At 71.1% G+C, this 24,451-nt stretch carries 22 protein-coding genes and 1 pseudogene; 12 read left to right on the top strand and 11 right to left on the bottom strand.

The window, feature by feature from the left end; genetic code table 11:
- Positions 1 to 90: 90 nt before the first annotated feature.
- Complete coding sequence (locus ACGFW5_RS05285; RefSeq protein WP_393832831.1) at positions 91 to 801, bottom strand: TetR/AcrR family transcriptional regulator C-terminal domain-containing protein; 711 nt, start codon at positions 799 to 801, stop codon at positions 91 to 93.
- 125 nt (positions 802 to 926) lie between these two features.
- Here ACGFW5_RS05285 and ACGFW5_RS05280 point away from each other — a divergent pair, with 125 nt between their 5' ends.
- The gene (locus ACGFW5_RS05280; protein WP_393832830.1) at positions 927 to 1,247 is read left to right on the top strand and encodes a hypothetical protein; all 321 of its coding nucleotides are present in this window, start codon (positions 927 to 929) and stop codon (positions 1,245 to 1,247) included.
- A 9-nt stretch (positions 1,248 to 1,256) separates the two neighbouring features.
- Here ACGFW5_RS05280 and ACGFW5_RS05275 read toward each other — a convergent pair whose 3' ends face one another.
- Positions 1,257 to 2,441 (bottom strand): class I SAM-dependent methyltransferase, encoded by a 1,185-nt coding sequence (locus ACGFW5_RS05275; protein ID WP_393832829.1) that lies wholly within the window; start codon positions 2,439 to 2,441, stop codon positions 1,257 to 1,259.
- 316 nt (positions 2,442 to 2,757) lie between these two features.
- A complete protein-coding gene (locus ACGFW5_RS05270; protein WP_393832828.1) occupies positions 2,758 to 3,069 on the bottom strand; it encodes a 4a-hydroxytetrahydrobiopterin dehydratase in 312 nt (103 codons plus the stop codon).
- Positions 3,070 to 3,149: 80 nt separating this feature from the next.
- Here ACGFW5_RS05270 and ACGFW5_RS05265 point away from each other — a divergent pair, with 80 nt between their 5' ends.
- Complete coding sequence (locus tag ACGFW5_RS05265; protein ID WP_393832827.1) at positions 3,150 to 4,148, top strand: NAD-dependent epimerase/dehydratase family protein; 999 nt, start codon at positions 3,150 to 3,152, stop codon at positions 4,146 to 4,148.
- A 7-nt stretch (positions 4,149 to 4,155) separates the two neighbouring features.
- Here ACGFW5_RS05265 and ACGFW5_RS05260 read toward each other — a convergent pair whose 3' ends face one another.
- The 4 genes from ACGFW5_RS05260 to ACGFW5_RS05245 all read right to left on the bottom strand — a co-directional run bounded on the left by ACGFW5_RS05260 (position 4,156) and on the right by ACGFW5_RS05245 (position 9,806).
- Positions 4,156 to 6,720, bottom strand: coding sequence for an FtsX-like permease family protein (locus ACGFW5_RS05260; RefSeq protein ID WP_393832826.1), 2,565 nt, complete (start codon positions 6,718 to 6,720; stop codon positions 4,156 to 4,158).
- Positions 6,717 to 7,286, bottom strand: coding sequence for an ArsR/SmtB family transcription factor (locus ACGFW5_RS05255; protein WP_393832825.1), 570 nt, complete (start codon positions 7,284 to 7,286; stop codon positions 6,717 to 6,719). The genes ACGFW5_RS05260 and ACGFW5_RS05255 overlap by 4 nt, the downstream gene beginning before the upstream one ends.
- Before the next feature lie 308 nt (positions 7,287 to 7,594).
- Positions 7,595 to 8,713 carry a sensor histidine kinase gene (locus ACGFW5_RS05250; RefSeq protein WP_393832824.1) on the bottom strand — a complete coding sequence of 373 codons (1,119 nt, stop codon included), beginning with the start codon at positions 8,711 to 8,713 and terminating at the stop codon, positions 7,595 to 7,597.
- Entirely contained in the window at positions 8,706 to 9,806 is a 1,101-nt protein-coding gene (locus tag ACGFW5_RS05245; protein ID WP_393832823.1) for a response regulator transcription factor, read from the bottom strand. Before ACGFW5_RS05245 ends, ACGFW5_RS05250 begins: the two co-directional genes overlap by 8 nt.
- Positions 9,807 to 9,930: 124 nt before the next feature.
- Here ACGFW5_RS05245 and ACGFW5_RS05240 point away from each other — a divergent pair, with 124 nt between their 5' ends.
- From ACGFW5_RS05240 to ACGFW5_RS05230, 3 genes and pseudogenes are all read left to right on the top strand, one after another.
- On the top strand, positions 9,931 to 10,659 hold the full coding sequence (locus ACGFW5_RS05240; RefSeq protein WP_393832822.1) for a glycosyltransferase family 2 protein: 729 nt from the start codon (positions 9,931 to 9,933) through the stop codon (positions 10,657 to 10,659).
- Positions 10,656 to 11,282, top strand: a pseudogene (locus ACGFW5_RS05235) (DUF2064 domain-containing protein); the annotation flags it as partial. The gene ACGFW5_RS05240 and the pseudogene ACGFW5_RS05235, both read left to right, overlap by 4 nt.
- 275 nt (positions 11,283 to 11,557) lie before the next feature.
- On the top strand, positions 11,558 to 12,223 hold the full coding sequence (locus ACGFW5_RS05230; protein WP_393832821.1) for a class I SAM-dependent methyltransferase: 666 nt from the start codon (positions 11,558 to 11,560) through the stop codon (positions 12,221 to 12,223).
- A gap of 225 nt (positions 12,224 to 12,448) precedes the next feature.
- Here the strand turns inward: ACGFW5_RS05230 and ACGFW5_RS05225 are convergent, their stop codons facing one another.
- Entirely contained in the window at positions 12,449 to 14,449 is a 2,001-nt protein-coding gene (locus tag ACGFW5_RS05225) for a putative Ig domain-containing protein (RefSeq protein WP_393832820.1), read from the bottom strand.
- A 599-nt stretch (positions 14,450 to 15,048) separates the two neighbouring features.
- Here ACGFW5_RS05225 and ACGFW5_RS05220 point away from each other — a divergent pair.
- On the top strand, positions 15,049 to 15,873 hold the full coding sequence (locus ACGFW5_RS05220) for a TrmB family transcriptional regulator (RefSeq protein WP_393832819.1): 825 nt from the start codon (positions 15,049 to 15,051) through the stop codon (positions 15,871 to 15,873).
- Between the two features lie 149 nt (positions 15,874 to 16,022).
- Here the strand turns inward: ACGFW5_RS05220 and ACGFW5_RS05215 are convergent, their stop codons facing one another.
- Together ACGFW5_RS05215 and ACGFW5_RS05210 are read right to left on the bottom strand one after the other, a co-directional pair.
- Positions 16,023 to 16,463: a hypothetical protein gene (locus ACGFW5_RS05215; protein WP_393832818.1), complete on the bottom strand. Its 441-nt coding sequence runs from the start codon at positions 16,461 to 16,463 to the stop codon at positions 16,023 to 16,025.
- Positions 16,463 to 17,605 carry a molybdopterin-dependent oxidoreductase gene (locus ACGFW5_RS05210; protein ID WP_393832817.1) on the bottom strand — a complete coding sequence of 381 codons (1,143 nt, stop codon included), beginning with the start codon at positions 17,603 to 17,605 and terminating at the stop codon, positions 16,463 to 16,465. The genes ACGFW5_RS05215 and ACGFW5_RS05210 overlap by 1 nt, the downstream gene beginning before the upstream one ends.
- Positions 17,606 to 17,863: 258 nt before the next feature.
- Here ACGFW5_RS05210 and ACGFW5_RS05205 point away from each other — a divergent pair, with 258 nt between their 5' ends.
- The 3 genes from ACGFW5_RS05205 (at position 17,864) to ACGFW5_RS05195 (ending at position 20,601) form a co-directional block, all read left to right on the top strand.
- A complete protein-coding gene (locus ACGFW5_RS05205) occupies positions 17,864 to 18,253 on the top strand; it encodes a VOC family protein (protein WP_393832816.1) in 390 nt (129 codons plus the stop codon).
- A 110-nt stretch (positions 18,254 to 18,363) separates the two neighbouring features.
- Positions 18,364 to 19,788, top strand: a complete 1,425-nt coding sequence (locus ACGFW5_RS05200; protein WP_393832815.1) for a glycosyltransferase family 87 protein — start codon at positions 18,364 to 18,366, stop codon at positions 19,786 to 19,788.
- A gap of 3 nt (positions 19,789 to 19,791) precedes the next feature.
- On the top strand, positions 19,792 to 20,601 hold the full coding sequence (locus tag ACGFW5_RS05195) for a helix-turn-helix domain-containing protein (protein ID WP_393832814.1): 810 nt from the start codon (positions 19,792 to 19,794) through the stop codon (positions 20,599 to 20,601).
- On the opposite strand, the gene ACGFW5_RS05190 is transcribed toward ACGFW5_RS05195, so the two are convergent.
- Positions 20,591 to 20,968, bottom strand: a complete 378-nt coding sequence (locus ACGFW5_RS05190; RefSeq protein WP_393832813.1) for a nuclear transport factor 2 family protein — start codon at positions 20,966 to 20,968, stop codon at positions 20,591 to 20,593. The two genes, ACGFW5_RS05195 and ACGFW5_RS05190, sit on opposite strands and share 11 nt — an antisense overlap.
- A 536-nt stretch (positions 20,969 to 21,504) precedes the next feature.
- Between ACGFW5_RS05190 and ACGFW5_RS05185 the strand changes: the two genes are divergently transcribed.
- From ACGFW5_RS05185 to ACGFW5_RS05175, 3 genes are all read left to right on the top strand, one after another.
- Complete coding sequence (locus tag ACGFW5_RS05185; RefSeq protein ID WP_393833078.1) at positions 21,505 to 22,083, top strand: histone deacetylase; 579 nt, start codon at positions 21,505 to 21,507, stop codon at positions 22,081 to 22,083.
- Between the two features lie 136 nt (positions 22,084 to 22,219).
- Complete coding sequence (locus tag ACGFW5_RS05180) at positions 22,220 to 22,789, top strand: GNAT family N-acetyltransferase (protein WP_393832812.1); 570 nt, start codon at positions 22,220 to 22,222, stop codon at positions 22,787 to 22,789.
- Between the two features lie 420 nt (positions 22,790 to 23,209).
- Positions 23,210 to 24,232: a glycoside hydrolase family 6 protein gene (locus ACGFW5_RS05175; protein WP_393832811.1), complete on the top strand. Its 1,023-nt coding sequence runs from the start codon at positions 23,210 to 23,212 to the stop codon at positions 24,230 to 24,232.
- Positions 24,233 to 24,451: the final 219 nt, after the last annotated feature.

The following is a 24,451-nucleotide window of genomic DNA, read 5'->3' as shown; positions in this document are numbered from 1 at the left end:
ACTGCGGCACTGCGGCACTGCGGCACTGCGGCACTGCGGCACTGCGGCACTGCGGCACTGCGGCACCTGTTGGTATCGGTCGGCAACGGTTCAGTGCTGCGGCAAGTCCCGGTAGCCGGCCAGGATGAAGTCGACCGTACGATCGAAGCGTTCGGCGAAGTCCAGGCCTACGCGGGTGGTCGTCACCTCCGCGAGCAACGGAAAGCGCTCCGGGTCCGGCGCCACGTCGTCCAGGTCGGGGGCGTCCGTACGTTCGCCCGGGGTGCGGCCGGCCTCGGCGAGGGTGTGGCCGATGACGAAGGCGGCCAGGGCGTTGATGACGTCCATCGCACGGCCGAGCCCGAGCCCGGCGCCGGCTAGGGCGGACAGCCACTCTTCCAGCAGTTCCAGATCGTCGGCGGAGCTCACTGGCCGGGTGGCCACGAGCGGCAGCACGCCTGGGTGACGCAGGAGCTCGGACCGCAGCGCGACAGCAAACGCCCGGGCCCACTCCGTCCAGTCACCGACGTCGGCGGCGCCGACGCCGACTGACCGTGTGGCCGCCGCGCCGCGTGGCAGCCCCGCGCCGGCTCGACGAACCACCCGGCCGACCAGCCCGTCAAGCAACTCGCCTTTGTTTCCCACATGGTGATAGAGCGTCATGGCCTCCACGCCGAGCTCGGCGCCGAGCTTGCGCATGGTGAGCGCGGCAACGCCTTCACGGTCGACGAAATCCAACGCCGCGTCCAGCACCTTGTCGCGACTGAGCCCCGCCTTGGGCCGCGCTCGCCGGTCCGTCATCCACTCCTCCTGGTCCACCACTTGACGATTCTTACGCCGTAAGGGCAGTCTAGTCGCAGCAGAAACTTACAACGTAAGAATCAAGTCGGCCCAAGATGCCGGAGAGGCGTCTACGGGTACAGGGATCCACGACCGGAGGTTTCACCATGCTGATCGGTACTTCGCTGCGCCGCCTGAATGACGGCGTCGACTACGCGGCCTTCCGCAAGGCGTGGCTGCCCGACGAGACGTTTCCCGGCGACCCGCGTCGCGTGCTGAGCGCTCTCAACCTCGACGACCCCCAGGAGATCCTGACCTGCGCGCTGATCGACGCCGAGCCGACTGACATACCGGTATGGATGGAGCGGATCGCCGCTTCCGAACAGCGCCGGATGGACCGCCTCGCGGGGCTCGTCGGCCCCTCGCTCGGCGGCGGCGTGTTCCGCGTGGTCGGCAACGACGATCTCTCCCAGCGCATCCGGGCCTGAAAGGTCCTGCTAGGACTTCGCCAGGCCGATGTGCACCGACTTGGCTGCCAGCAGAAATACGTCGGGACGGTTCGCGAGCCCCTGAGGATCGGTCGGGTCGAGCAGTCGATCGAGTGTGGCCAGGTCCTGCGGACACAACCGGCTCGCCAGCGGCCCCCGGTGGCGGGCGAACCCCGCGATCACCAGGTCACGTACGGCCGGTCCGAGCGGGGCCGGGTGATCGGCCAAGTAGGAACGCGTACCTGCCGGGACAAGCCCCGCGGCGACGAACAGCGTTGCCCAGTCCTCGACTTCGGCCTTCGTGTCCGGCAACCCGGCACGCATGTCCGCGAAGCCCCCCTCCTTGGCGATCTCCATCCGTGCTTCAAGCCCCGGTACGCCGATGCCGAAGTCGCGTGGCAGATGCCGACTGGGAAGACCTCCCTCTACAAGAAGGAGCGCACCTTCCGGGCGTAGCAGCCCTGAGAGCGCTTTCATCGCCGCACCCTGGTCGCCGATGTGGTGCAGCGAGTTACCCATCCAGATCAGATCCGCCTGGCCCAACTGGCCGATCTGGCGCGGCATTTCGGCCTGCACAACGCGGACGCGCCCGGCCAGACCCAGGCGTTCCGCGCGCTCGCGGGTCCGCTGAAGAAGTGCGGGTGCCGAGTCGACGGCCACGACCTCCGCCGCCGGGAACATCTCGGCCAGCAAACAGGTCACCACACCGGGTCCGCTGCCGATGTCCAGGATGCGCCGGATCCCGGCGACCGGCCGCAACTCGGCCACACGCGCTGCGGCCTGTTCATAGATGGGCCGAAGAGCCTCCGCCTCGCCTTCGAGGAAGGGGGCGATGCGATCCCAGTCGGAGTCGGCGGAGCCATGGCCATGGTCGTGCCCATGGTCGTGCCCATCCTGCCCGTGCGGCGACGCGTCATGGCGCGTGGGCGGGTGCGGGTGCGTGGGTGCGGGCGGGGGCGTGTCCCGGGGAGGCTGCCCGGGACGACCCCTGTGGCCGGCCTCGTCGGCGTGGCCGGCGCGGCTAGCGTGGTCGGCATGGCCGACGTGCGCGTCAGGTGAGTCGCCGACCGCTTGCGGAGTGCGCCCCGAGCGCGACGGTGACGCGTGCTGCCGCTGCGTCGTGGCGTCGGCGTCGGCGTCGGCGTGATCACCGTGTTCGGAATCGTCGTACTGCTGGTCTTGAGAGCGCTTCATGCCGCCAGACTCACCCAGCTGTTCCCACAAGCGGGACTAGTTTTGCCGCTTCCGCAAAAAGCCCGGTTCCGAGTTCGGTGAACGATTCCGGGCCGGGCCGCGAGACGCCGTGTGCGTACACAGCAGCACACCGGCGAACCGAACGTCGGCCCCCACGAAGCGAAGGTGGCGCAGAACAGCACAGCAAGGCAATGCAAGGCAAGGCACGCCACGGCACGGCGTAAACCGACGGGCTGCGCGACGGACCGCACGACGGACGGCACGACGGGCAAGTTTGCCCACTCGTTTCAGGAAGGAAGCCGCCGTGAGAGCGCGATCATTCCGCGCCGTGGCCGAGGGCGATTTCCTCCACCCGGTGGGCGAGTCGGAAGTCCAGCTCGGTGAGCGCGCCGCCGGCGTCGTGGGTGTTCACCGACAGGGCGACCGTGTTGTAGCCGAGGGTCAGGTCGCTGTGGTGGTTCAGCTCCTCCTGGATCTGGGCGACGTGCACGACCATGGCGGTCGCGGCGAAGTGTCCGGCAAGGCGGTAGCTGCGGGAGATCCGGTCGTGGTTGTCCGACAGTGACCAGCCCGGCAACTCGCGCAACCGGTCCTCGACGTCCTTTTGTGACAGCGGCTCAAGGGGCATGTCCGAATACTCCTTACGGGGTGGTGACATGACGGAGTGGAACAGTGACGCGGAGGCTCCGCATCCGTAGCGTCTCCCGTATGCGTGTACTTGTCACGGGAGGCGCGGGCTTCATCGGCTCGCAGATTGTCACAGCGCTCGCCGCGCACGGCCATGAGCCGTTCGTCCTGGACCGGGCGATCCGGCCACGGGACGACGTTCGCGACCCCGAGATCGTCGCCGGGGCGTTGCGCGGGATGGACGCGGTGTGCCACCAGGCGGCGATGGTCGGCCTCGGCACCGGTTTCGGCGACGCTCCGGAGTACGTCAGCCACAACGATCTCGGCACCGCGGTGCTCCTGACCGCGATGGCCGAGGTGGGCGTACCGGAACTGGTGCTCGCTGGGTCGATGGTGGTCTACGGGGAGGGGCGTTACGAGTGCGGCGACCACGGTGTCGTACGCCCCGGTCCTCGGCCGGTCGAGTGGCTGAGCGAGGGACGCTTCGAGCCCCAATGCCCGTGCTGCGAAGCGGAGTTGAGTCCGGGTCTGGTGGCGGAGGACGCGCCGGTCGACCCGCGCAATGTGTATGCCACGACCAAGCTGGCGCAGGAGCACCTGGCCGCCGCCTGGGCCCGGGCGACCGGAGGGCGAGCGGTGTCGCTGCGCTACCACAACGTGTACGGCCCCGGTATGCCCCGGGACACGCCGTATGCGGGGGTCGCTTCGTTCTTCCGCTCGGCGTTGGCGCGCGGCGAGGCGCCACGGGTCTTCGAGGACGGCGGTCAGCGTCGCGACTTCGTGCACGTACGCGATGTGGCGGAGGCGAACGTAGCGGCGCTGGAAGCGCTCTCAAGCCGACAGCCCGGGACGCTCACCCCGTACAACACCGGTAGCGGCACGCCCCACACCGTGGGCGAGATGGCGCATGCGCTGGCGGCAGCGCACGGCGGCCCCGAGCCGGTGGTGACGGGCGAGTACCGGCTCGGCGACGTACGCCACATCACTGCGGACTCGGCGCGGTTGAGGAACGAGCTGGGCTGGAAGCCGGCGGTCGGTTTCGACGAGGGAATGGCGGAGTTCGCCACCGCAGAGCCCTAGGACCGGGCTACTGCTGGGAGGCGGCCGCCTCCACGGGGCGGGTCCTGAGCGCAACGCGTCCGGGCAGGGCGGTGGCGACACATGCCAGCAGCGCGGCGACCCCTGTCACCGTGGCGTAGGCGAGCGGCACGACGGTGGGCGCGGCGCTGCCCGTCATTCCGCGGCTGAACGCGACGAGGACGGCGAGCGATGTCCCCGAGCCGAGCACCACCGCGATCAGCAGGACAGCCAAGGCCTCGATCCGGAGCATGCTCAGGACCTGTCGGCGGGTCGCGCCATTCAGCCGCAGCATCGCGAACTCGTGGACGCGCCCGGATACGGACATCGCCAGCGTGTTGACGACGGCAATCGCCGTGAAAGCCAGGACCAGTCCCATCGCCAGGTAGTTCACCTCTCCGTTGGTTTCCTGCTTGTCAGCCTGAATCCCCTCGGCACTCGAACGGGTGAGTACGGAGATACTGGGGAACTCCCGGACTGCAGCGATCAGTTCACTGTGCGTAACGGACGGGGCTGACGCGTCCAGAGCAACGACGGCGGCAGACGCGAGGGGGTTGTCCATGTGGCGTGCCAGAAGGTCGTACGGGAGGGTCACATCACCGAAGCCGAGCCCACGGGCATATATGGCGGCAACGGTGAGCGTAACCGGGGTGCCGTCACCCAGAGAGAGGCGGATTCGACTGCCGGGATGGAGGTTCAGCTGATCCGCAGCGAGTTGACTGACCGCGACGGAGCGGGCTTCTGTCGCATTGTCGGCGCTGAAGCGTTCGATGGCGCCGCCCGTGACACCCGGGTTCCACGTGCGAGCCAGACCGGTCGGAGTGACGCCCTGGGCTGTGTACTGGTCGAGGCCGACGCGCACCGTGCTGTGGACGATCTCGGTGACGGCGGCGACACCTGGAGTTGTCCGGACTCTGCGTGCGGCTTCGGCCGGCACGCCCGGGCCGTGGGCGGACAGCACCCAGTCGGCACGCATGCCGTCGTGGCTCTGGGCGCGGGCGGCATCGCGGACGGTGGGCTGGATGCAGAGAACGGTGCAGGTCATACCGATGAGCAGGGCGAGCGGGGTGACTGCCGCGGCCATACGCGCCGCGTTGCCACGCAGATTGGCGGTCGCGAGCCGACCACCGGGCCCCGCGATGCCGAGCGGCCCCGAGAGCAGCGCCGCCGCGGCCCGGACCACGATCGGACCGAGCAGCGCGACTGCGACCGAAAGGACGACAACGGCCAGGAAGGTGACGGGGGTTGAGGCGGCCTCTGTGTGCAGTGTGCTCAGCGTCGCGATGAGTAGGGCGCCCGCGGCAAGGACCACCAGACCCACGAAAATCCGGCTCCGGGCCGGATGGCGCTCCACCGATGCCGCGGCCATGGCTTCGGAGGGCCGGATGCGCGAGATGCGGCGGGCGGAGATACGGGCTGCCCCCCAGGCCGCGAGGAGAGTCGCCGCGACGGCTGCGGCCATCAGGAAGACACTGACAGCGCGTTCGAGCGTGGCGGGGGCGGCACCCATCTCGACGAACCTGCCGTGCAGCCATGCGCCCAGCGGCAGTCCGGCGAGCGAGCCCAGCAGGCCGGCGACGGCGCCCACGAGCAGCGCCTCGCGGCCGATCAGCCGACGTATCTGCCGCGGCGTGGCGGCGATCGCGCGCAACAGGGCGAGCTCGCGGTGGCGCTGCTGAATGGACAGGGCGAAGGTGCCGGCGACGACGAGAAGGGCAACGAGCAGGGCAATCCCGCCGATGGCGCCACCCAGGGAAACCAGTTTGGTCCTGGCGCCGGCCGCGTCCAGGAACTCGACGGGGCCACGGGCATTCCCCGTGGCCAACTGGGCCGTGCCGCCGGACAGTGCCTTGCGGATCGCTGCGGCCAACTGCACCTCGCTGGTACCGGTGGTGGGGGTGACCCCGATGGTGGTGATCTGGCCCGGCCGGGCCGCGAGTCGGGTCGCCTCGGCGGTGGAGAAGAAGAGGGAGGTCTGCTGTCGAAGCAGGCCGGCGGGTGGCACGGCGATACCCGTGATGGTGTAGGGCTGCGGTGACTGGGTCGACTGCACGCTCAACCGGTCGCCGGGCCTGAGGTGTGCGCGCGTCGCGAGCCCTTGGTCGATGACGAGGTCGGTGTCCGCGACAGGGGCGTGCCCCTGGGTGAGCTCGAAGGGGGTGAGGGCCGCGGAGCCCCAGCTGTGCCCGTAGGAGGCGCCCGATGTGTCGCCTCGTGTCAACGGCCGGGCCATAAACGTGAGTTCGGGTACAGCCGCTTTGACACCGGGCACGGCTCGGACGGTCCTCAGGGTGCTCTCGGGCAGCCATGCCCGCTCGGGCATCGGTTTCTCCTTGTGCTTGACCTTGGTCTTGCCCTTCTTCTTCTCGACCGTGGTCTGGTGCACGTTCTGGTCCGCAGAGACGATGAGTGGCGCGGCGGCGTAGCGCTCGGTGACGATCCTGCCTCGCAGGCCGGTTTCCAGAAGGGTTCCGCAGGCGGTGATCAGGGCCGCCGCGCACATCAGGGCGATGAGGGCGCCCAGAAATCCAGCCTTCCGGTGCCGGATGCTCTGCAGGGCGTAACGCAGCATCATGACGCGTCCTCGGGGTTCGATGGGGCCGGGAAGGCCATCAGTCGCGTGTGCACGGTGCGGGCGCCCGGTGGTGTTTGGTCCGGGGCGCGCTTGTAGCGGTTGAGGAGTGCGATGTACTCCTCGAAGAACGCGCTGAGTTCGGCCTCGGTGAGAGTGATCTCGCTGCGCGAGTATGCGAAGTCGTCGTCGGTGGAGTTGCGTTGAAGGCGTTCGAAGAGTTCGACGTCGGCCGCATAGGCGTGGTGGTTGAGCTCGTCCATGACGAGCCGCATCTCGGGAGACTGCCTGCTGCGCGGCGGGAACCGCCGGTCGCCCGGGACGGCTCGCCACCAACGCTCCCGCCGGGGGCTCTCCCCTTCGGCGTCTTCGACGAATCCGTACCGCGCGAGTTCACGAAGGTGATAGCTGGTGGCGCCGGTGTTCAGGCCGAGGCTCCGGGCCAGGATGGCGGCGGTGGCGGGGCCGCGCAGGGCGAGTTGCTGGAGGATCTGCTGGCGTCGCGGCTGCGCCAGCGCCTTGAGCGCAGCCAGCTCCGCGATCTCGGTGGCGCGGGGGGTTTCTGCCATGCGTACACACTCGTCTGTGCACAGAGGTCTGTGCACTGGAGCGCTCCGGCGTCCTGGGGGTGGGGTTAACCCCCGGCTGGGGCCGGGGCTCCCGACAGAGCGGTCTCACCCAGGGCCTCCCGTGCCACCCCGCGACAGCCGCTTCGCCATGTGCCTGCTGTGCCGTCACCAGCCGCAGGCAGCCGCAGGCATGGCCCCGGCGGCAACACGCACGGGCGGCCCCCACCGGGAGGAAGCGTCGCCGGGAGGAAGCGTCGTCGGGAGGAAGCGTCGTCGGGGCGGCCGCGCCAGAGCCTGATGCGTTGGGGTCAGCTCGTGGCGCTCGCCGTGGGAAGGGTCAGTTCGAAGCGGCAGCCTCCGGCAACGTTGCGTACTTCGGCGCGGCCGGAGTGGGCTTCCACGATGCCGCGCACGATCGCGAGGCCGAGGCCCGCGCCGCCGGGCGGGGTGCGCGCTTCGGTGCCTCGCCAGCCGGTGTCGAAGACTCGGGGCAGGTCGTCGTCGCGGATGCCTCCGCAGCCGTCGGTGACGGAGAGCGTGACCGCGCCGTCGCGATCCTCGGCGGCCACCGCGACGGTGCCGTCGGCCGGGGTGTGCCGGATGGCGTTGACCAGGAGGTTGGCGAGCACCCTGGTCATCTCCTTGCCGTCCACCTCCACCGGCACCGCATCGACACGCTTGCCGACCAGACGTACGCCGTGTTCACGGGCCAACGGGTCTGCGCCGGCCAGGGCGTCGCCGATCAGGTCGTGGACGGACATGCGGGCGGGGTTCAGTGAGAGCGCTCCCGCGTGGATCCGGGAGAGTTCGAAGAGGTCGCCGACCATGGAGTTGAGGCGTTCGACCTCGGTTCTGATCTGGCGGAAGTAGCGGTCCGGGTCCTTGGCCATGCCGTCTTCCAGCGCTTCGGCCATCGCTCGGAGGCCGGCCAGCGGGGTGCGCAGATCGTGGGAGATCCACGCGACGAGTTCACGCCGCGAGGTTTCCAGCGCCCTCTCCCGCTCCCTCGACTCGGTCAGCTTGGCGCTGGTCGCCGCCAACTCCCGGCTCAGCGCGGCGAGTTCGGCAGTGGCGGGGCCTGCCGGGGCGTCGAAACTGCCGCCGTCGCCGAACGAGCGGGTGGCCAAGGCGAGGCGTCGGCTGCTCGCGACGACTCTGCGGCCGAGCAGAAGCGCGGTGGCCAGGGACGCGACCGCGGCCATCGCCACGACCACGGTCACCACCGTCAGGTCGTGGGAGTTCAGGAGCATCGCCCAGGCGACGGCGAGCGTGCCGGCCAGCATCGCGAGGACCGCGACGGCGGAGACGACGGTCACCGACGCGGTGAGCGAGCGGTGGCGCAGGAGGCGCAGGGCCAGCGCCCCGCCGAGTCCCGCGAGCGCCGCACCGAGGAAGGCGTACAGGGCGATGAGCAGTACGTCATTCACTGTCGGCGCCCTTGGCGAGAACGCTCTCCCGGCTGACGGTGACAACGTCACCGTCCTCCGACCCGGCGCCGCGCCGGCCTGTGACACCTTGCGCGACGGCGGCGCCTTGGCCGATGTCGCACTGGCCTGTGACGCGGTGCCCGGCGGCGCCTTGGCCGATGTCGCGCCGCCCTGTGACACCTTCCCCTGTGACACCTTCCCCGGTGCCGCGTTGCCCGATGCCGCCTTGCCCGGCCGGGTTCCCGGTGTCGGCCCTGGGAGCGCTCTCACGCGGGGCTGGCGCCAGGAGCCCCGCCCCGGAGACGCGCCCCGGCGGTGCGGCGGGCTCCGCCTGTCCGAACCGCTCCTGTTCGGGCCGCCCGAGGGCCGTGTCCGGCTCGGTGTCCGTGACGATGGCGTCCGGTTCGGCTTCGAAGCGGTAGCCGACGCCCCACACTGTGCGGATGAGCGCGGGCTTCGCCGGGTCGGTCTCGATTTTCCCGCGCAGGCGGCGTACGTGAACGGTGACGGTGGACAGGTCCCCGAACTCCCAGCCCCACACCTCGTGCATCAGCCGCTCACGGGTGATCGCCTCGCCGGGACGGGCCAACAGGTAGGCGAGGAGATCGAACTCCCGCAGCGTCAGAGCGAGTTCGCTTCCGTCCTTGGTCGCGGTACGCGCGGCGGGGTCAAGTGCGATACCGGAGCGCGACAGGCGCGGGCCCGGGCGGGTGGTGGCGGTGCGGGCCCTGCGCAGTACCGATTCGACACGGAGTACCAGTTCGCGCGGGCTGAAGGGCTTGGTCACATAGTCGTCGGCGCCTATTTCCAGACCCAGGATGCGGTCGTCCTCGTCACCGCGCGCGGTCAGCATGATCACGGGCACGGGGGCGTCGGCGCGCAGGCGGCGGCACACCTCAAGGCCGTCCATGCCGGGCAGCATCAGGTCGAGGACCACCAGGTCGGGACGGCGGCGTGCGGCCGCCCGCAGGGCGGCGGGGCCGTCCGCCGCGAGGTCGACGGCGTGGCCGGCGCGTTCCAGGTAGCCGGTGACGACCTCGGCGACGGTCGGATCGTCGTCGACGACCAGGATGCGGCTCTCGGTGCTGTGCATGGCACCCAGCGTCGCACCGCCCGGGGGCGTCCGTCTGCGCCAGGTGGGCCCCAGGTGGGGGATGTCCGCGTTTCGTAAGAACCCGAAATCCGTTTTGTCCGGTTTGGATTCGTACGGTGAGTGCGTGACTGAAACCCCTTCCGCATCCCCCGCCGTACCGCGCGCGGTGACCGTGGACGTCGTGCTGCCCTGTCTCGACGAAGCCGAGGCGCTGCCTTGGGTGCTGGCCAGGATCCCGGACGGCTGGCGGGCCGTCGTGGTCGACAACGGCTCGTCGGACGGTTCACCCGACATCGCACGCGCTCTCGGCGCGACCGTGGTGCACGAGTCCCGCCGGGGCTTCGGCGCCGCCTGCCACGCCGGGCTGCTCGCCGCCGAGGCCGAATTCGTCTGCTTCTGCGACTGCGACGCCTCGCTCGACCCGTCCGAGCTCGTCCGCTACGTACGGGACGTGGCGTCCGGCGCCGCCGACCTGGTGCTCGGCCGGCGCAGGCCGCGAGGGCGCGGCGCCTGGCCACTGCACGCGCGCGCCGGAAATCTGGCACTCGCCGGAATGCTGCGGCGACGCACCGGGTTGCGCCTGCACGACCTGGGTCCGTTGCGGGCCGCGCGCCGCGAGGCACTGCTCGAACTCGCTCTCACCGACCGGCGCAGCGGCTACCCCCTCCAGATGGTGGTGCGTGCCGCCGACGCGGGGTGGAAGGTGGCCGAGTACGAGGTGGACTACCGGCCGCGCACCGGGAAGTCGAAGGTCACCGGCACCTGGCGAGGCACTTGGCAGGCCGTGCATGACATGCGTCAGGTCCTGGCCGAACCATCGGTCGTAGCGCCTGCCACGGCGGTCGTGCGATGAGCCGTGCAGAGCGCTCTCAGGCCTCGGGCACGACGCTGCTCGTCCTGGCCAAGGCGCCCGTGGCCGGCCGGGTCAAGACGCGGCTCACCCCGCCGTACACCCCGCAGGAGGCGGCCCGGATCGCCGAGGCGTCCCTCGCCGACACCCTCGACGCGGTCCTCGCCACTCCCGTACGCAGAAGGGTTCTGGTGCTCGACGGCGAGCCGGGCCCGTGGCTTCCACCGGGCATCGAGGTGGTGGCGCAGTGTGCAGGTGGCCTGGACGAGCGGATCGCGGCCGCGTTCGCCGGCTGCACGGGCCCCACGCTGCTCATCGGCATGGACACCCCGCAGGTCACCCCCGCGTTGCTCGCGCCCGCCCTGTCCGGGTCCGGGCCGGGCGACGCGTGGTTCGGCCCGGCTGAGGATGGCGGTTTCTGGGCACTGGGCCTGACGGAGCCCGACCCGTCGTTGCTGCTCGGCGTGCCGATGTCGGTGTCCGAGACCGGACGCGTCCAGCGGCAGCGGCTGCATGACGCGGGGCTCACGGTGCACGAGCTGGCACGGTTGCGGGACGTGGACACCGCGCGGGACGCCCGGCTCGTCGCCGCCGAGGCTCCGCACGGCCGTTTCGCCCGGTCCCTGACGGCCGGCCCGGTCGCGACCGTGGCCCTGTCGCCCACATCCCCGACGACGAGCGAACCCGTCCTGGTCGGACCCCCGACCGTCGGACCCCCTGCCGTCAGGCCCCCGGCCGTCGGGCCCCGCACAACCGGCCCCTCGGCAGCCCGGCCCCCGGCAGCACGACCCCCCGCAGCGCGACCCCCCGTAGCCGGGCAGTCGACGGCGCGGCAGCCAACGGCCGGACAGCCGACAGCCGGACAGCCGTCGACCGGACAGTCGTCGACCGGGGCGCGCGCATGGTGAGAGCGCTCTCGGCCACCGTTCCGGCCGCTGCCTGGCACGCCGACCCCTACACCGATGCGCTCCGCTCGGGCCGCGGTCCGCTGTTCCTGCGCAGACCCGACGGCTGGCTGTTGCCTCTGGAGGTCGAACGCTGGTGCGCGGAGCCGGACGTCGCGGACCGTACCGTGCTGCGGCGCTGTCGGGGCGCGGTCCTGGACATCGGCTGCGGGCCCGGCCGGCTGGTGGCCGCGCTCGCCGCTGACGGAATCGCCGCGCTCGGGGTGGATGTGAGCGCCGAAGCGGTCCGCCACACCCGGGACTGGGGTGGCAGCGCGCTGTGCCGTTCGGTCTTCGACCAGTTGCCGGGCGAGGGCCGCTGGGACACCGCGCTGCTCGTCGACGGGAACGTGGGCATCGGCGGCGACCCAGCGGCGCTGCTCTCCCGGGTGGCCCAACTCGTCGCGCCGGGGGGCCTGTTGCTGGCCGAGGCGGCCCCGTACGAGATCGACGAACGGATGCGGGTCCGGGTCACCGACGCATGCGGCGCGGCCGGTGGCGACTTCCCCTGGGCCCGGCTCGGCACGAACGCGCTACTGGCCTGCGCCCGCCCTCTCGGCTGGCGCCCGGCCGGGCGCTGGACGGCGGCGGGCCGCGCCTTCGTGGCCCTTCGGCAGGACTGAGGGCCCCCAGCACGGTCATGTGACGGTGTGAGCGAGGCCTTCGTCGCACATACGGCTGGACGCGCCCCGGGGGGGATGCGTCCAGCCGTATGCGTCCTGCCGTATGCGTCCTGCCGTATGTGTCCTGCCGTGTGCCTCCAGCCCCACGCGTCAAGTCGCATGCGGGCGAAGGGGACGAAAGGGCGGGGTGGGGACCGGCCCCGCCCCGCCCTTCGCGCGTTGGGATCAGCTCACGTTGACCGCGGTGTCGTCGATGACGAACGACGTGGCCAGGCTGCTGTCCTCCACACCGTTGAACTTGAGGGTGACCGTCGTACCCGCGAACGAGGAGAGGTCGAAGGACTTCTGGGCGAAGCCCGTGTTCTTGTTGAGGTTGGAGTAACTGGCCAGGGTGGTCGAGCCGGCCGTCACCGTCAGCTTGTCGTAGGCGGTGGAGGCCGACGTCTCCTTGGTGTCGATGTGCAGGTAGTAGGTGAGGGTGGCGTGGCAGCCGGCCGGGATGGTCACCGACTGGGAGAGCGAGTCGGTGTGGCTGCTGCCGTAGCCGTCGAGCCAGGCCTTCCAGGAGCCGGAGTGGGCCGCCTCACCACTGGAGTTGTCGATCACGCCCGAGGTCGCCGACCAGGGGGTCGCGCTTCCCGTCTCGAAGCCCGGGTTGCCGAGCAGCTGGGCCGCGGTGCAGCCACCGCCGCCGCTGGTGGTCACGGTCCAGGTGAAGGACGTCGAGCCGGTGGCGTTGGTGGAGTCCTTGGCCGTGACCGTCACGTTGTAGCTGCCGGCGCTGGTCGGGGTGCCGGAGATCAGGCCGGTCGAGGCGTTGATGGACAGGCCCGCCGGGAGACCGGTGGCGCTGTAGCTCAACGACTGGCTGGTGTCGGAGTCCGTGGCGTGGATCTGGAGCGAGGCCGCGGTGTTGACCTGCGTCGACTGGTTGCCGGGGTTGGTCACCGAGACGGAGTTGCCGGTGCTGGTGCCGTTGGTGAAGGCCGCGGTGCCGTTCGGGGTGCCGAGGCCGGTCGGGCCGTCGTAACCCGCGGCCGCCTTGCACAGGTAGGCCGGGCTGCAACTGCCGTTGGCGCCGGAGGTGACGTCATTGAGGGCAGAGGTGTGGGCGTACGGGTAGGACGCCGGGACGGTGCCCGCGGCGGGAGTGCCGGCGAGCGCGTAGACGCCGGCGATGATCGGCGAGGAGGCGCTGGTGCCGCCGTACACGTTCCAGCCGCTGGCCTGGTAACTGTCGTACACGGCAAGGCCGGTGGCCGGGTCGGCGACCGCGGAGACGTCGGCGACGGTGCGCTTGGCGCAGCCGGTGTCCTTCTGCCAGGACGGCTTCGGGTCGTACGCCGAGCAGCCCGAGCCCGCGCCCTCGCCGCCGGAGCTGGAGCCCCAGACCGACTCGGACCAGCCGCGGGTGTTGCTGGCGCGGCTGAGCGAGGTGCCGCCGACCGAGGTGACGTACTGGGAGGCGGCGGGGTACTCGACGCCGTAGCCGCTGTCACCGGAGGAGACGGTGATGGCGACGCCGGGGTGGTTGAAGTAGGAGGCGTCGGAGCTCGGGTCGGTGGAGTCCTCGTCGCCGCCGTAGCTGTTGGAGACGTACTTGGCGCCCATGGCGACCGCGCGGTTCACGGACGCGCCGAGGTCTTCCATGCTGGCGGAGTTGGCCTCGACGAGCAGGATGTGGCACTGCGGGCAGACGGCGCTGACCATGTCGACGTCGAGGGAGATCTCGCCGGCCCAACCCGAGTCGGCAGTCGGGTAGTTGGTGCCGCCGTTCTGGTCGGCCTTCTTGAAGCAGCCGTTGGCGGTGGTGCAGGAGGGCAGTCCGTACTGCGAGCGGTAGGTGGCCAGGTCCGACTCCGCGCTGGGGTCGTCCTGCGCGTCCACGATCGCCACGGTCGTGCCCGCGCCGGCGTTCGACGGCAGGGCGTAGGCGCTCTGGAGGTCGGAGGGGCCGTAGCCGGAGGGCAGGGCGTTCGGGGATATGCCGAGGTGGTGCTGCACATCGGTGCGGGCCAGCGCCAGGCAGGACATCATGCCGGCCTTGGCGGGCTTGGCACACAGCCGCTGGGTGTTGGCGGTCTGGCCTGCGGAGCTCTGGGTGGCGGCGGCGACCGCCGGGGCGACGGCGATGAGTCCGCCGGTGACCAGGGCCGCCGCGGAGAGAGCGGCGGTGGCGGCGCGCCCGGTGAGCGCGGGGAGGCCGAAGGGTCTCTTCAAGTACAAGGAACTGCCCTCCATGGGGGGTCGGTTCGCCGGAACGAGGCACGCGGAGGTACGGGGTCACGGGCGTGCGGCGGGGCGGATCCGGCGCGTTCGGCGTTACGTGTGCCCGGCGGATCGGCTGTGCTGTGAGCGGTGACCGACGGCGCGTTCTGCGGTGTGTGTGGGTGGATCACGCGCTGCGCGTGTGGGCTGTGCTGCGGATGCCGGCCGCGCGTGTGATGCGGTCGGCGGACGTGTACGGCTCGTTCGGCGGTACGCGCAGTGCGTTCGCTGTGCGACCGGCAGTACGTGTACATGCGCGTGATCAGTGGAAGCGGCATTACTTGATCAGTGCATGACAGGTGCGTCTCGCGAAAACTGCCACCCGCTCACGTGGTGGCAGGGACGAAGGTAGCGACGGTTGCCGGGGGCGACAACAGGCTGAGGCAAGCCGCAGGCAAAGCCTTGTCCTCGAAAGGGGATGGATCAGCGTCCGCCCCGCCCGGATGTGCGCGCACGGATTCCCCGCGGATCACAGGACTGCTCAGAGCCGCGGTTGATGGATACGGTGGCGGGCATCGAGCCGAGGAGGACGTACATGGAGTCGGACGGGGATGCGCATGGAGCCGGATGAGGGGTCGGTCGGTGACCTCGTCGAGCTGGGCCTCTCGCGGTACGAGGCCCGGGTCTATCTCGCCCTCGTCCGCCGCGACTCCTACACCGCGGCGCAGGTCGCGCGCGAGGCGGAGGTGCCGCGGCAGCGCATCTACGACGTACTCGACGGACTGGTGCGCTCCCAGCTGGCCGTCGCCCACCGGGGGCGCGTCGCGACGTTCACCGCGGTCGCCCCGGAGCTCGCACTGACGCGCCTGATGAACCGTCAAAGAGAGTCCCTGGAACGCCTGGAGAAGGTGTCCACGGGTCTGACGTCGCTCTTGCTGCCCCTGTGGACGGACGGCCGCGCCCACACCGATCCGCTCGACTACATCGAAGTGCTGCGCGATCAGCGCCGGATCACCGAGCGTTTCGCGGACATCCAGGAGCAGGCCGACTCCGAGCTGCTCACGTTCTGCATGCCCCCGTTCGTGGCCCCGGCCGCCAACACGTCGGGAATCAAGGCGACGCGACGTCTTCGACGTGCCAAGGGCACGGTGCGGGCGGTGTACACGCGTGACGCGCTGGCGGACGAGGAGGTCCTTGAGAACGTGCGCCGCTTCGCGGAGGCCGGCGAGGAAGCCCGTTTCACTCAGCGCCTGCCGCTCAAACTGGTCATCGCGGACGCCTCATTGGTGCTGTGCGACATGCCGGACCCGGTCGCGGGGACCGGTTCCACGACCGCCCTGTACATCGAGCATCCGGCGCTCGCGGCCTGTCTTCGGCTGGCGTTCCAGAGCGTGTGGGAGGCGGCGGAGCCGATGGGAGTGGCACAGAGCGACACGGATTGAGCGAGGGGGCGGGGGCCGCGCATCCGGCTCGCCTCGGCCCCCTCGGCATCGCGCCACTCCGACCGCATCGGCGCTCCGCGGCGCCCACATCCTGGGTGCCGCCCCGCCTCAGCGCTCCGCGGCGCCCACATCCTGGGTGCCGCCCCGCCTCAGCGCTCCACGGCGCCCACGTCCTGGGCGCGCCGCCTCCCCCGGACTCGACGTACCGCGCCCAGCAGCAGCGTGAGCGCGAGCAGCACCGCGAGGGAGATCAGCAGGCCCCGTACGTAGTCAAGGGGCAGCACCGAAGGGTTGGCCGTCGGGAGGGGCCGGAGCAGCACGGGGAGCGCGATCAGTGTGAGGCAGCCCGCCGTCAGCAGGGCGCCGCGCAGCAGGCCGCGGTTCTTCAGGCCGCCGGTCAGCAGTCCCACCGCGAGGACCAGCGGCGCGACGATCCCGTCGTGCAGGACGGCGGCTCCGGCGAGCCAGACCAGCACGTCCCAGTGGGTGGCCTGGTCCCAGACGAGCTTTCCGCCCGCCGCCATCAGGACGAGTCCGGACGCGCCAAGCACGGTACGCAGCACAGCACCACGCATCACCTCACCACGCATCACATCACCTCCAGGCGGGTGACCCACTTGGTCTGGAGCACGCCGGGGCGGTTGGGAGCGATGATGCGGGCGGGGTAGCCGTGGTCGGCGGTCAGGGTCTGGCCGTTGAGCTTCAGGGCGAGCAGGGTCAACGGGTCGTGGGCGTAGTCGCGGCCCATCTCCATCACCCGATAGGCCCCGTACCGCTCAAGCGACACCACCCGCACCCGCGCGTTGGGCGGGGCGCCCGCGCGACGCAGCAGGTCGGTCATGCGCACGCCCGTCCAGTGGGCGGTCTTGCTCCAGCCCTCGACGCAGGCGATGGGCAGGACGGATTCGTGCTGGGTGAGCGCGGACAGTTCGGCGAGGGTGAGGATGTACGGGCGTGGGCCCGTGACCGTCAACCGGTAGGCGGCTCCGTCGACTTGGGTGGTTCCGGCCGCCACCGCGCTCCGGTTGACCGGAAGCCCCTCGGCCCCGTAGTCGGGGTGGCGCGGCGCGAGGACGTCGAAGAACTTCAGCGGCGTGAAGGCCTGGCCGACGGTGGTCAGGGTCACGGCGCCCGCGGCGACCGCCACGCCGGTCAGCAGGGAGCGCCGGTCCGGTCCGTCGGCCGCCGGGAGCGCCCGTGTGCCCGGGGATGTGCTGCGCCAATGCCTGCTGATCTCGGGGTACTTGACGGCCACGTGCAGCATCAGCGCGCCGGCGAGCAGCCACGCCACGGCGAAGTGCACCGGCACGAAGGAGAACGGCCAGAGGTACCACTGCACCGTGTTCAGGAGCCCGGTGAACAGTTCGAAGACCGCGCCTGCGACGAGAACGGCGACCGAAAGGCGCTCCAGGGCGTGGCGCACGGAACGCACAGGCGGCCATCCGAACAGTTTCGGGTACACCGTCCACAACTTGGCGAGCAGGAGCGGAATCGCGGCGATACCCGAAGCCACGTGCAGCCCTTGGCTGAGCCGGTACCCCCAGATGGGCCTGCTGGGCAGCACGTCCAGCAGCCATCCGGGCTGGTGCTGAAGGTAGTGACTGATCAGTCCGGTGCCGAAGCACACCGCGATCGCGACACCCAGCCAGCGGCCGATCGAGGTCGCCGTTCGTGCGTCGTGCAGTCTGCCCTTGAAGACGGGCAGCCGCACTGCGGGAAGTCGTGGCTTCATGGATCCATCCCACCCCGGCCGACCCCCGTTCGAGGCTCTTCGACACCTTACGGTTCACGAACGCACGCCGGGAGGGGAGCACGAATGGGCTGCGTGCCGCGGGGGCTCCATCCTTCCCGGGGGGAATGCGATGGCGCGAATCGATCCCCTGACAGGACACCGGACCGCGGTTAGGATCTTATGGCAGCATCGCGTGCCGGTCACCGTCCGGGTGGGGCATGGAGGTGTCTGCGACATGCCCGACGGAGGCATTCCACCGTGTCAGTGCAGTTGAATCACACCATCATCGGATCCCGCGACAACCGGGTTTCCGCCGAATTCCTCGCAGATATGCTCGGCCTTGAGGTCGGGACCGAATGGGGTCCTTTCATCCCTGTTTCGACCAGCAACGGCGTCACTCTCGACTTCGCGACCGTGCCCGACGGCATCGAGATCGCGCCACAGCATTACGCATTCCTCGTCTCCGAGGAAGTGTTCGACGCGGCATTCAAGCGGATCACCGAACTGAAGCTGCCCTTCTTCGCGGATCCGCATCGCAAGCGCCCCAATGAGATCAATGACAATGACGGCGGCCGGGGCGTGTATTTCCCCGATCCCTCGGGCCACTGGCTGGAACTCCTGACCGTTCCCTACGGCGGTTGGCAGTAACGCACCGGCGCGGCGCAGGCCGGCTCCGCACCTCCGGGTGAACCTTACGGTTCACGGACGGCAGGGGTGGCTTGCGCCTCGTGAGGGCCCCGAGCTGCGAGGCTCGCGGGGTGACCCATCGACGTACCGTATGCACCGCCGTCCTGCTCGCCGCGCTCACCACCGCGCTCGCCCTCACGATCCAGAGGGACGGCTTCCGTACCGACCCGGTCGGGCTTTCCTGGTGGTACGCGGCGTCCTGGGCGCTGTTCGCGCTCGCCGCCCATTCGGTCCGCAAGGTACCGGCGCGCCATCGTGCCGCGCTGATCGTCGCGGGCGCGGTCGCCGTCGCCGCGACCGGCCTGCTCGCTCCCCCGCGCACCAGCACCGACGCCTACCGTTACGCCTGGGACGGACGGGTGCAGGCGGCCGGGATCTCCCCGTACGACTACGCGCCGGCCGACCACGAGCTGGCCCGTCTGCGTGACCCCTGGCTCTTCCCGACGACCCCCTCCCAGTGCGCGGGCCCGGAGCGGGCCCGGGTCGACGACGGCTGCACCCGCCTCAACAGGCCCTCTGTGCACACCATTTACCCGCCGGTCGCGGAGGCGTACTACCTCCTCGTAGAACAGATCTCACCCTCCGGCGTGCGCCTCAAGCCGCTGCAGATCGGCGGTGCGCTGTTCGCGGTGGGCACCACGCTCGTTCTGGTACGCATCCTGCGGCGGCGGGGTGCGGACGGCAAGCCGGGCCAGGAGGCGGGCGCCGCCTGGTGGGCGTGGTGCCCCGCGGTACCCGCCGAGGCGGTCAACAACGCCCATATCGACGTTCTGGCCGTCCTGTTGACGGTGGCGGGGCTCGGCGCGCTGTCGGCCGCCCGCGGGCCGGGGGCCGGCCGGCTGCGCGCCGCGGCGGGCGGGATGCTGATCGGCGCGGGCGTCGCGGTCAAGATGCTGCCCGCCGTGGTGCTGCCCGCCGTGCTGCGACGTCGGCCGGTCACCGTGCTCCTGTCGACAGCCGGCCTGATCGCGCTCTCCTACCTCCCGTACGTCCTCGCCTCCCACTCCTCCGTGTTCGGCTACCTCGGCGGATACACCGAGGAGGAGGGATACGACGACCCGTCCGGGCAGGGCCGGTTCGCCCTGCTGCGCCTGGTGCTGCCCGACAGCTGGGCGCTGCCCGTCGCGCTCGCGGCACTGCTCGCGGTGACGGCGTACGTCCTGCGACGCGCGAAGGCCGAACGCCCGTGGTCCGGCGCCGTGTTGCTGCTCGGCTGGGCCTTTCTGCTCCTCACACCCGGGTACTCCTGGTACGCGCTGCTTCTGGTGGCGCTGGTGGCGCTGGACGGGCGGTGGGAATGGCTCACGGTCGCCGCGGCGGGCACATGCACCTATGTGGTGGCCAAGGCGCTCGGGGACTTCCCCATGGCGAAGACGGCGTACGGCGTCGCGGCCTGCGCCGTCCTGGCGGGCTGGGTGGTCCGGCGCCTGCGCCGGCGCACCGAGCACCCGGCGGCGCGGCCGGAGGTGCTGTCACAGGGCCGGGTTAGTGTCTGAGGTATGACAACTGCCGCCCTGGAAACGGGAGTAGGGCCCATGCTGCGCGGCTGGCGCATGCAGCGTCGCATCAGCCAGCTGGAGCTCGCGCTGCGCGCCGACTCCTCGGCGCGCCACATCAGCTTCATCGAGACCGGCAGGTCCCGCCCGAGCGAGGAGATGATCCTGCGCCTCGCCGAGCACCTGGACGTGCCGGTCCGCGAGCGCAACGCGCTGCTCCTGGCGGCCGGTTACGCCCCGCACTACGCACAGACTCCGCTGGACGACCCGTCGATGAGCTCCCTGCGCGAGGGCATGGAGCGCCTGCTCCAGGCGTACGAGCCCTTCCCCGCACTGATGGTGGACGCGACGTACACGGTGCTCGCCGCGAACCGCGGCATCGCGATGCTCCTCGAAGGCGTGGCCCCGCATCTGCTGGCCCCGCCGGTGAACGCGATGCGGCTGACCCTGCACCCCGAGGGCCTCGCCCCGCGCATCCGCAACCTCCCGCAGTGGCGCGGCCACCTCCTTGAGCAGATGCAGCGCCAGATCGCCCTGCTGCGCAGCGACACGTTGCGCGCACTGTACGAGGAGGTCGCCGCACACCCCGTGCCGGACGGCGGGGAGACACCACCCGGTGACACGCAGGCGCATCAGGCGTTCCCGTTCGCGCTGCCGCTGCGCATCGAACACGCCGGCACGGTCCTGTCCTTCATCTCCACCATCGCCACGTTCAACACGCCGATGGACGTCACCGTCTCCGAGCTCGCCATCGAGACGTTCCTGCCGGCCGATCCGGAGACGGCGAAGTACCTTCAGTCGCTCATGCCGTAGGCGGTACGCGGTCGAGGAACCCCGCGACGGAGCGGATGCGGCCGTCTTCGGCGAGCGTGATCACGTCGAACCCGGCGACCGGAGCCGAGCCGTCGATGGTTGCCACCAGCTCCCATCCGAAGCGCGCGATGTGGTGGTTCCCGTCGACCGGGCCGAGCGCCCGGAACTCGAACCCGGGGAACTGGGCGTGCGCCGCGGCGATCACAGCGGCGACGCCGTCGTGCCCCCGGACGTCGGCGAGCGGGTCGGTGTAGGTACCGTCCTCGCTCCACGCGGCAGCGACGGCTGTGGCGATCTCCTCGGCCGTAGCGGCGTTCCAGGCGTCGAAGTAGCGGGCGACAGCGGTCTCGTAGCGGTTCTCGGACATGGGGACTACCTCCGTGGAGTGTGTGACTGTGTGGCTGTGTGGTGCGGCAGGCGTTGCCGCAGGTGGTGCGGCCACGCGTTGGGTACGTGTGTGTCGGCGTGCGTGTCGGGTGTGCGTGTCGGCGCACGTGTCGGGTGTGCGTGTCGGCGCACGCGTTGCCGTACGTTCATGACACGCGTCCTCCCTGGTCAGGGACCCGGGACCCGATCGGAGTGCGCCGCTCGGGTCCCGGTGTCCGTAACTCTGCCGGGGTGCGGCCGAGGGGTCGATTACCGGTGGGGTAATGCGCGGAGGAGGACGCCATGGAAGGGGGCAGGGTGGGCGACGACGTGCCCGGCGACCGGCCGGGCCGCCTGAACGATGGGGGCGGGAGGGGCGACGCGAGTGGCCCGAACGGTCCGTTCGTGCCGTACGGGACACAGGTGCCGACGGGAGCCGGTGGAGCGGTCGCGCCGGGCGCATCGGCGGGGGCGAGGGAGCTGGGTGGCGCAAGCGCCCCGGATGCGAAGGTCTGGTACGCCTCGTACGGGTCCAACATGCATCTCGACCGGCTGGCCCACTACATCGAGGGCGGCCGGCCACCGGGTGCGGCCCGGAGTTACCCGGGGTGCCGGGACCGTAGGCTTCCCGCCGCATCCGTACCCGTCGAACTCCTGGGAGCGCTCTATTTCGCGACCCGGTCCCCCGTGTGGCGCGGCGGCCGGGCGTTCTACGACCCGGGGGCCGACGGCCGCTTGCTGGCCCGCGCCCACCTGGTCTCGGCCGGCCAGTTCGCTGACATCGTGGCTCAGGAGATGTACCGCGATCCCGGAGTGGACCTCGACCTCGGCGAGGCTCTGCGTACGGGCAGGTCCGTCCTGGGCCGGGGCCGGTACGAAACTCTCATCTGTGCGGGGCGGCTCGACGGCCTGCCCGTGCTCACGTTCACCGCGCCGTGGCGCATGGCCGAGGTCACCTGGACCGCGCCGTCGGCGGCCTACCTGCGGCATCTGGCTCGTGGATTGCTGGAGGCGGGCGCATGGTCGCGGGACACGGTTGCCGCCTACTTGGCCGACTGCCCCGGAACGGCGGGACTGTGGACCGAGCGGGCCGTGGCGCGGCTCCTTGAGGACTGACCCGGCGACCCCAATATGCGCTGGAATGAGGCGAGTTGGGGCAGGTAGGCACCCAGGGGGTTCACGCACTCTCTGCGTACTCTTGGGGTCGATGCGGCGGGCTGTGGAGCCGGCAGCGGTTTCAAGGGGGATGTCGATGACGGAGACGCTGCGGGTCGAGGCGACTTCCATGGCGGGCGGCCTCGTGCTGCGGCCGTGGCACCCGGACGACGCCGAAGGGGTGATCGAGGCGTACCGCGGCCCCGGCATGTCCCTGTGGACGACCCGTTCCATCGAGACCTACGAAGACGCCCTGTCGTGGATCGAGCTCCAGCGGCAGGACCGGGAGCGTGGGATCCGGCTCGGGTTCGCGGTGTGTGAGGTGCAACCCGGGGGCGGCGAGGGCGAGTTGCTGGGAAACGTCGTACTCAAGTGGCACGAGCACCCCAGCCGCGAGGCGGGTGAGGTCGGCTACTGGACGATGCCGCACGCGCGGGGGCGTGGTGTTGCCCCGCGTGCCGTGGAAGCGCTCTCAACTTGGGCGTTCGACATCTTCGCGGCTGAGGGGCTGCGCCGCCTCGTCCTGTTCCACCAGGTGGACAACCTCGCCTCGTGTCGCGTCGCGGAGAAGAGCGGCTTCCGCTTCGACCGCGTCCTGCCCCCCATACCGCCCTACCCCAAGGACGGCCACCTTCACGTGCGCCACGTGCGCGCGGCCGGCCGCTGAGTCGCTGATCCGGGCCGGGGCCTTTGGAGCCGAGCCGTGCCGGGGCCTTTCGGACTGATCCAGGCCGGGGCCTTCCGGGCCGATCTGGGCCGGGCCGTATCGGACTGATCCAGGCCGGGGCCTTTCGGGCTGATGCAGGCTGATCCGCGCCGACCCACGGCGACTGGCCGCCGACTGGCCGCCGACTCGGCACGCTATCGACCGCGCGAGGTCCCTGAGGCGCGGATGCGACGGCGCGCCGCGATGTGCGGGGCCCGAGCCACGGAGCGTGGCTGCCCGAGCCCCCCTCCTGCCCGCGGACGTTCCCCCGTACGGCCCCGGATGCGGGGCGTCGAGCCCGTACGGGATGCCAAGATCTCCCCATGGGGCGGGGTCGGTTCGTCGTCCGGGGTGGGTTCGGTTCGGCATCTTTGGAGTCCCATGCCCGGCAGATCACGCTCCCGTGTCCGCTACTGGCTCGCGGCACTCGCCGCCACGCTCTCCCTCGCTTGTGCGCTGCCGCAGTCCCTTCCGGCACCCACACCCACACCCACGTCCATGCCCGCGCCGGTGCTCACGCCGGGCGAGCCGTACCCCGGGCCCTTCTGGGTGAACCCGGTGGGGCAGGCGGCGACGCAGGCGGCGGAGTGGCGCCGGGCCGGCCGGGCCGCGGACGTCGAGCTGGTGGAGCGGATCTCGCTGCGGCCCCAGGCGGACTGGCCGCGGCCCGATGGTGTGGAACTGACGGTGCGCGACCTCACCGGCGCCGCCGCGCTCGCTGGACGGATCCCGGTTCTCGTCGCGTACAACATTCCCCACCGCGACTGCGGTGGCCTCTCGCAGGGCGGCGCGGCCGACGCGGACGCCTACCGGCTGTGGGTCGACGCGTACGCGCGGGGCATCGGCGAGCGGCCGGCCGTCGTGATCGTCGAGCCGGATGCGATCGCGCACCTGGTGAGCGGGTGCGAGTCGGCCCCCTCGGACGAACGGCTGACTCTTCTCGCGTACGCCGTGGAGCGGTTCAAGCAGGGGCCTGCGACCAAGGTGTACCTGGACGCCGGGCACTCCGGTTGGATCACTGACCAGTCGCGCCTTGAAGGGCCGCTGCGCCAGGCCGGGGTGGCCAAGGCGGACGGGTTCGCCCTGAACGTCTCCGCGTTCCAGACGAACGCGTCCAGCGCCGAGTACGGCCACCGGCTCTCCGACGCGCTCGGCGGCAAGCACTTCGTCGTCGACACCAGCCGCAACGGCAACGGCCCGTACTCCGGCACCGATTCCTGGTGCAACCCGCCCGGCCGGGCACTCGGCACCCCGCCCACGACGGCGACAGGGGACGCGTTGATCGACGCCTACCTGTGGATCAAGCGCCCGGGCGAATCGGACGGATCCTGCCGTGGCGGACCCAGCGCGGGACGCTGGTGGCCGCAGTATGCGCTGGAGCTGGCACGTGCGGCGGGTTCCTGAGCGAGCCGGGACCGGGCCGGAACGGCTGGGGTAGTGGCGGCGGGGGCGGAGTGGGACCGCTGCGGTAGTCGAGAGTGATGGGCGACGGGGGACGGCTGAGGTAGTTGAAGGCGGTGGGGTGGGGGGGGGGGGGGGCGCGCCCCCCCCCCCCCCCCCCCCCCCGGGGGGGGGGCCCCCCCCCCCCCGGGGGGGGGGGGGGGGGGGGGGGGGGGGCCCGGG

Source organism: Streptomyces sp. NPDC048416, assembly GCF_043200435.1.
GTDB lineage: Bacteria > Actinomycetota > Actinomycetes > Streptomycetales > Streptomycetaceae > Streptomyces.
The sequence above is the reverse complement of the archived record's forward strand: the minus strand, read 5'-3'. Positions and strand labels throughout refer to the sequence as shown.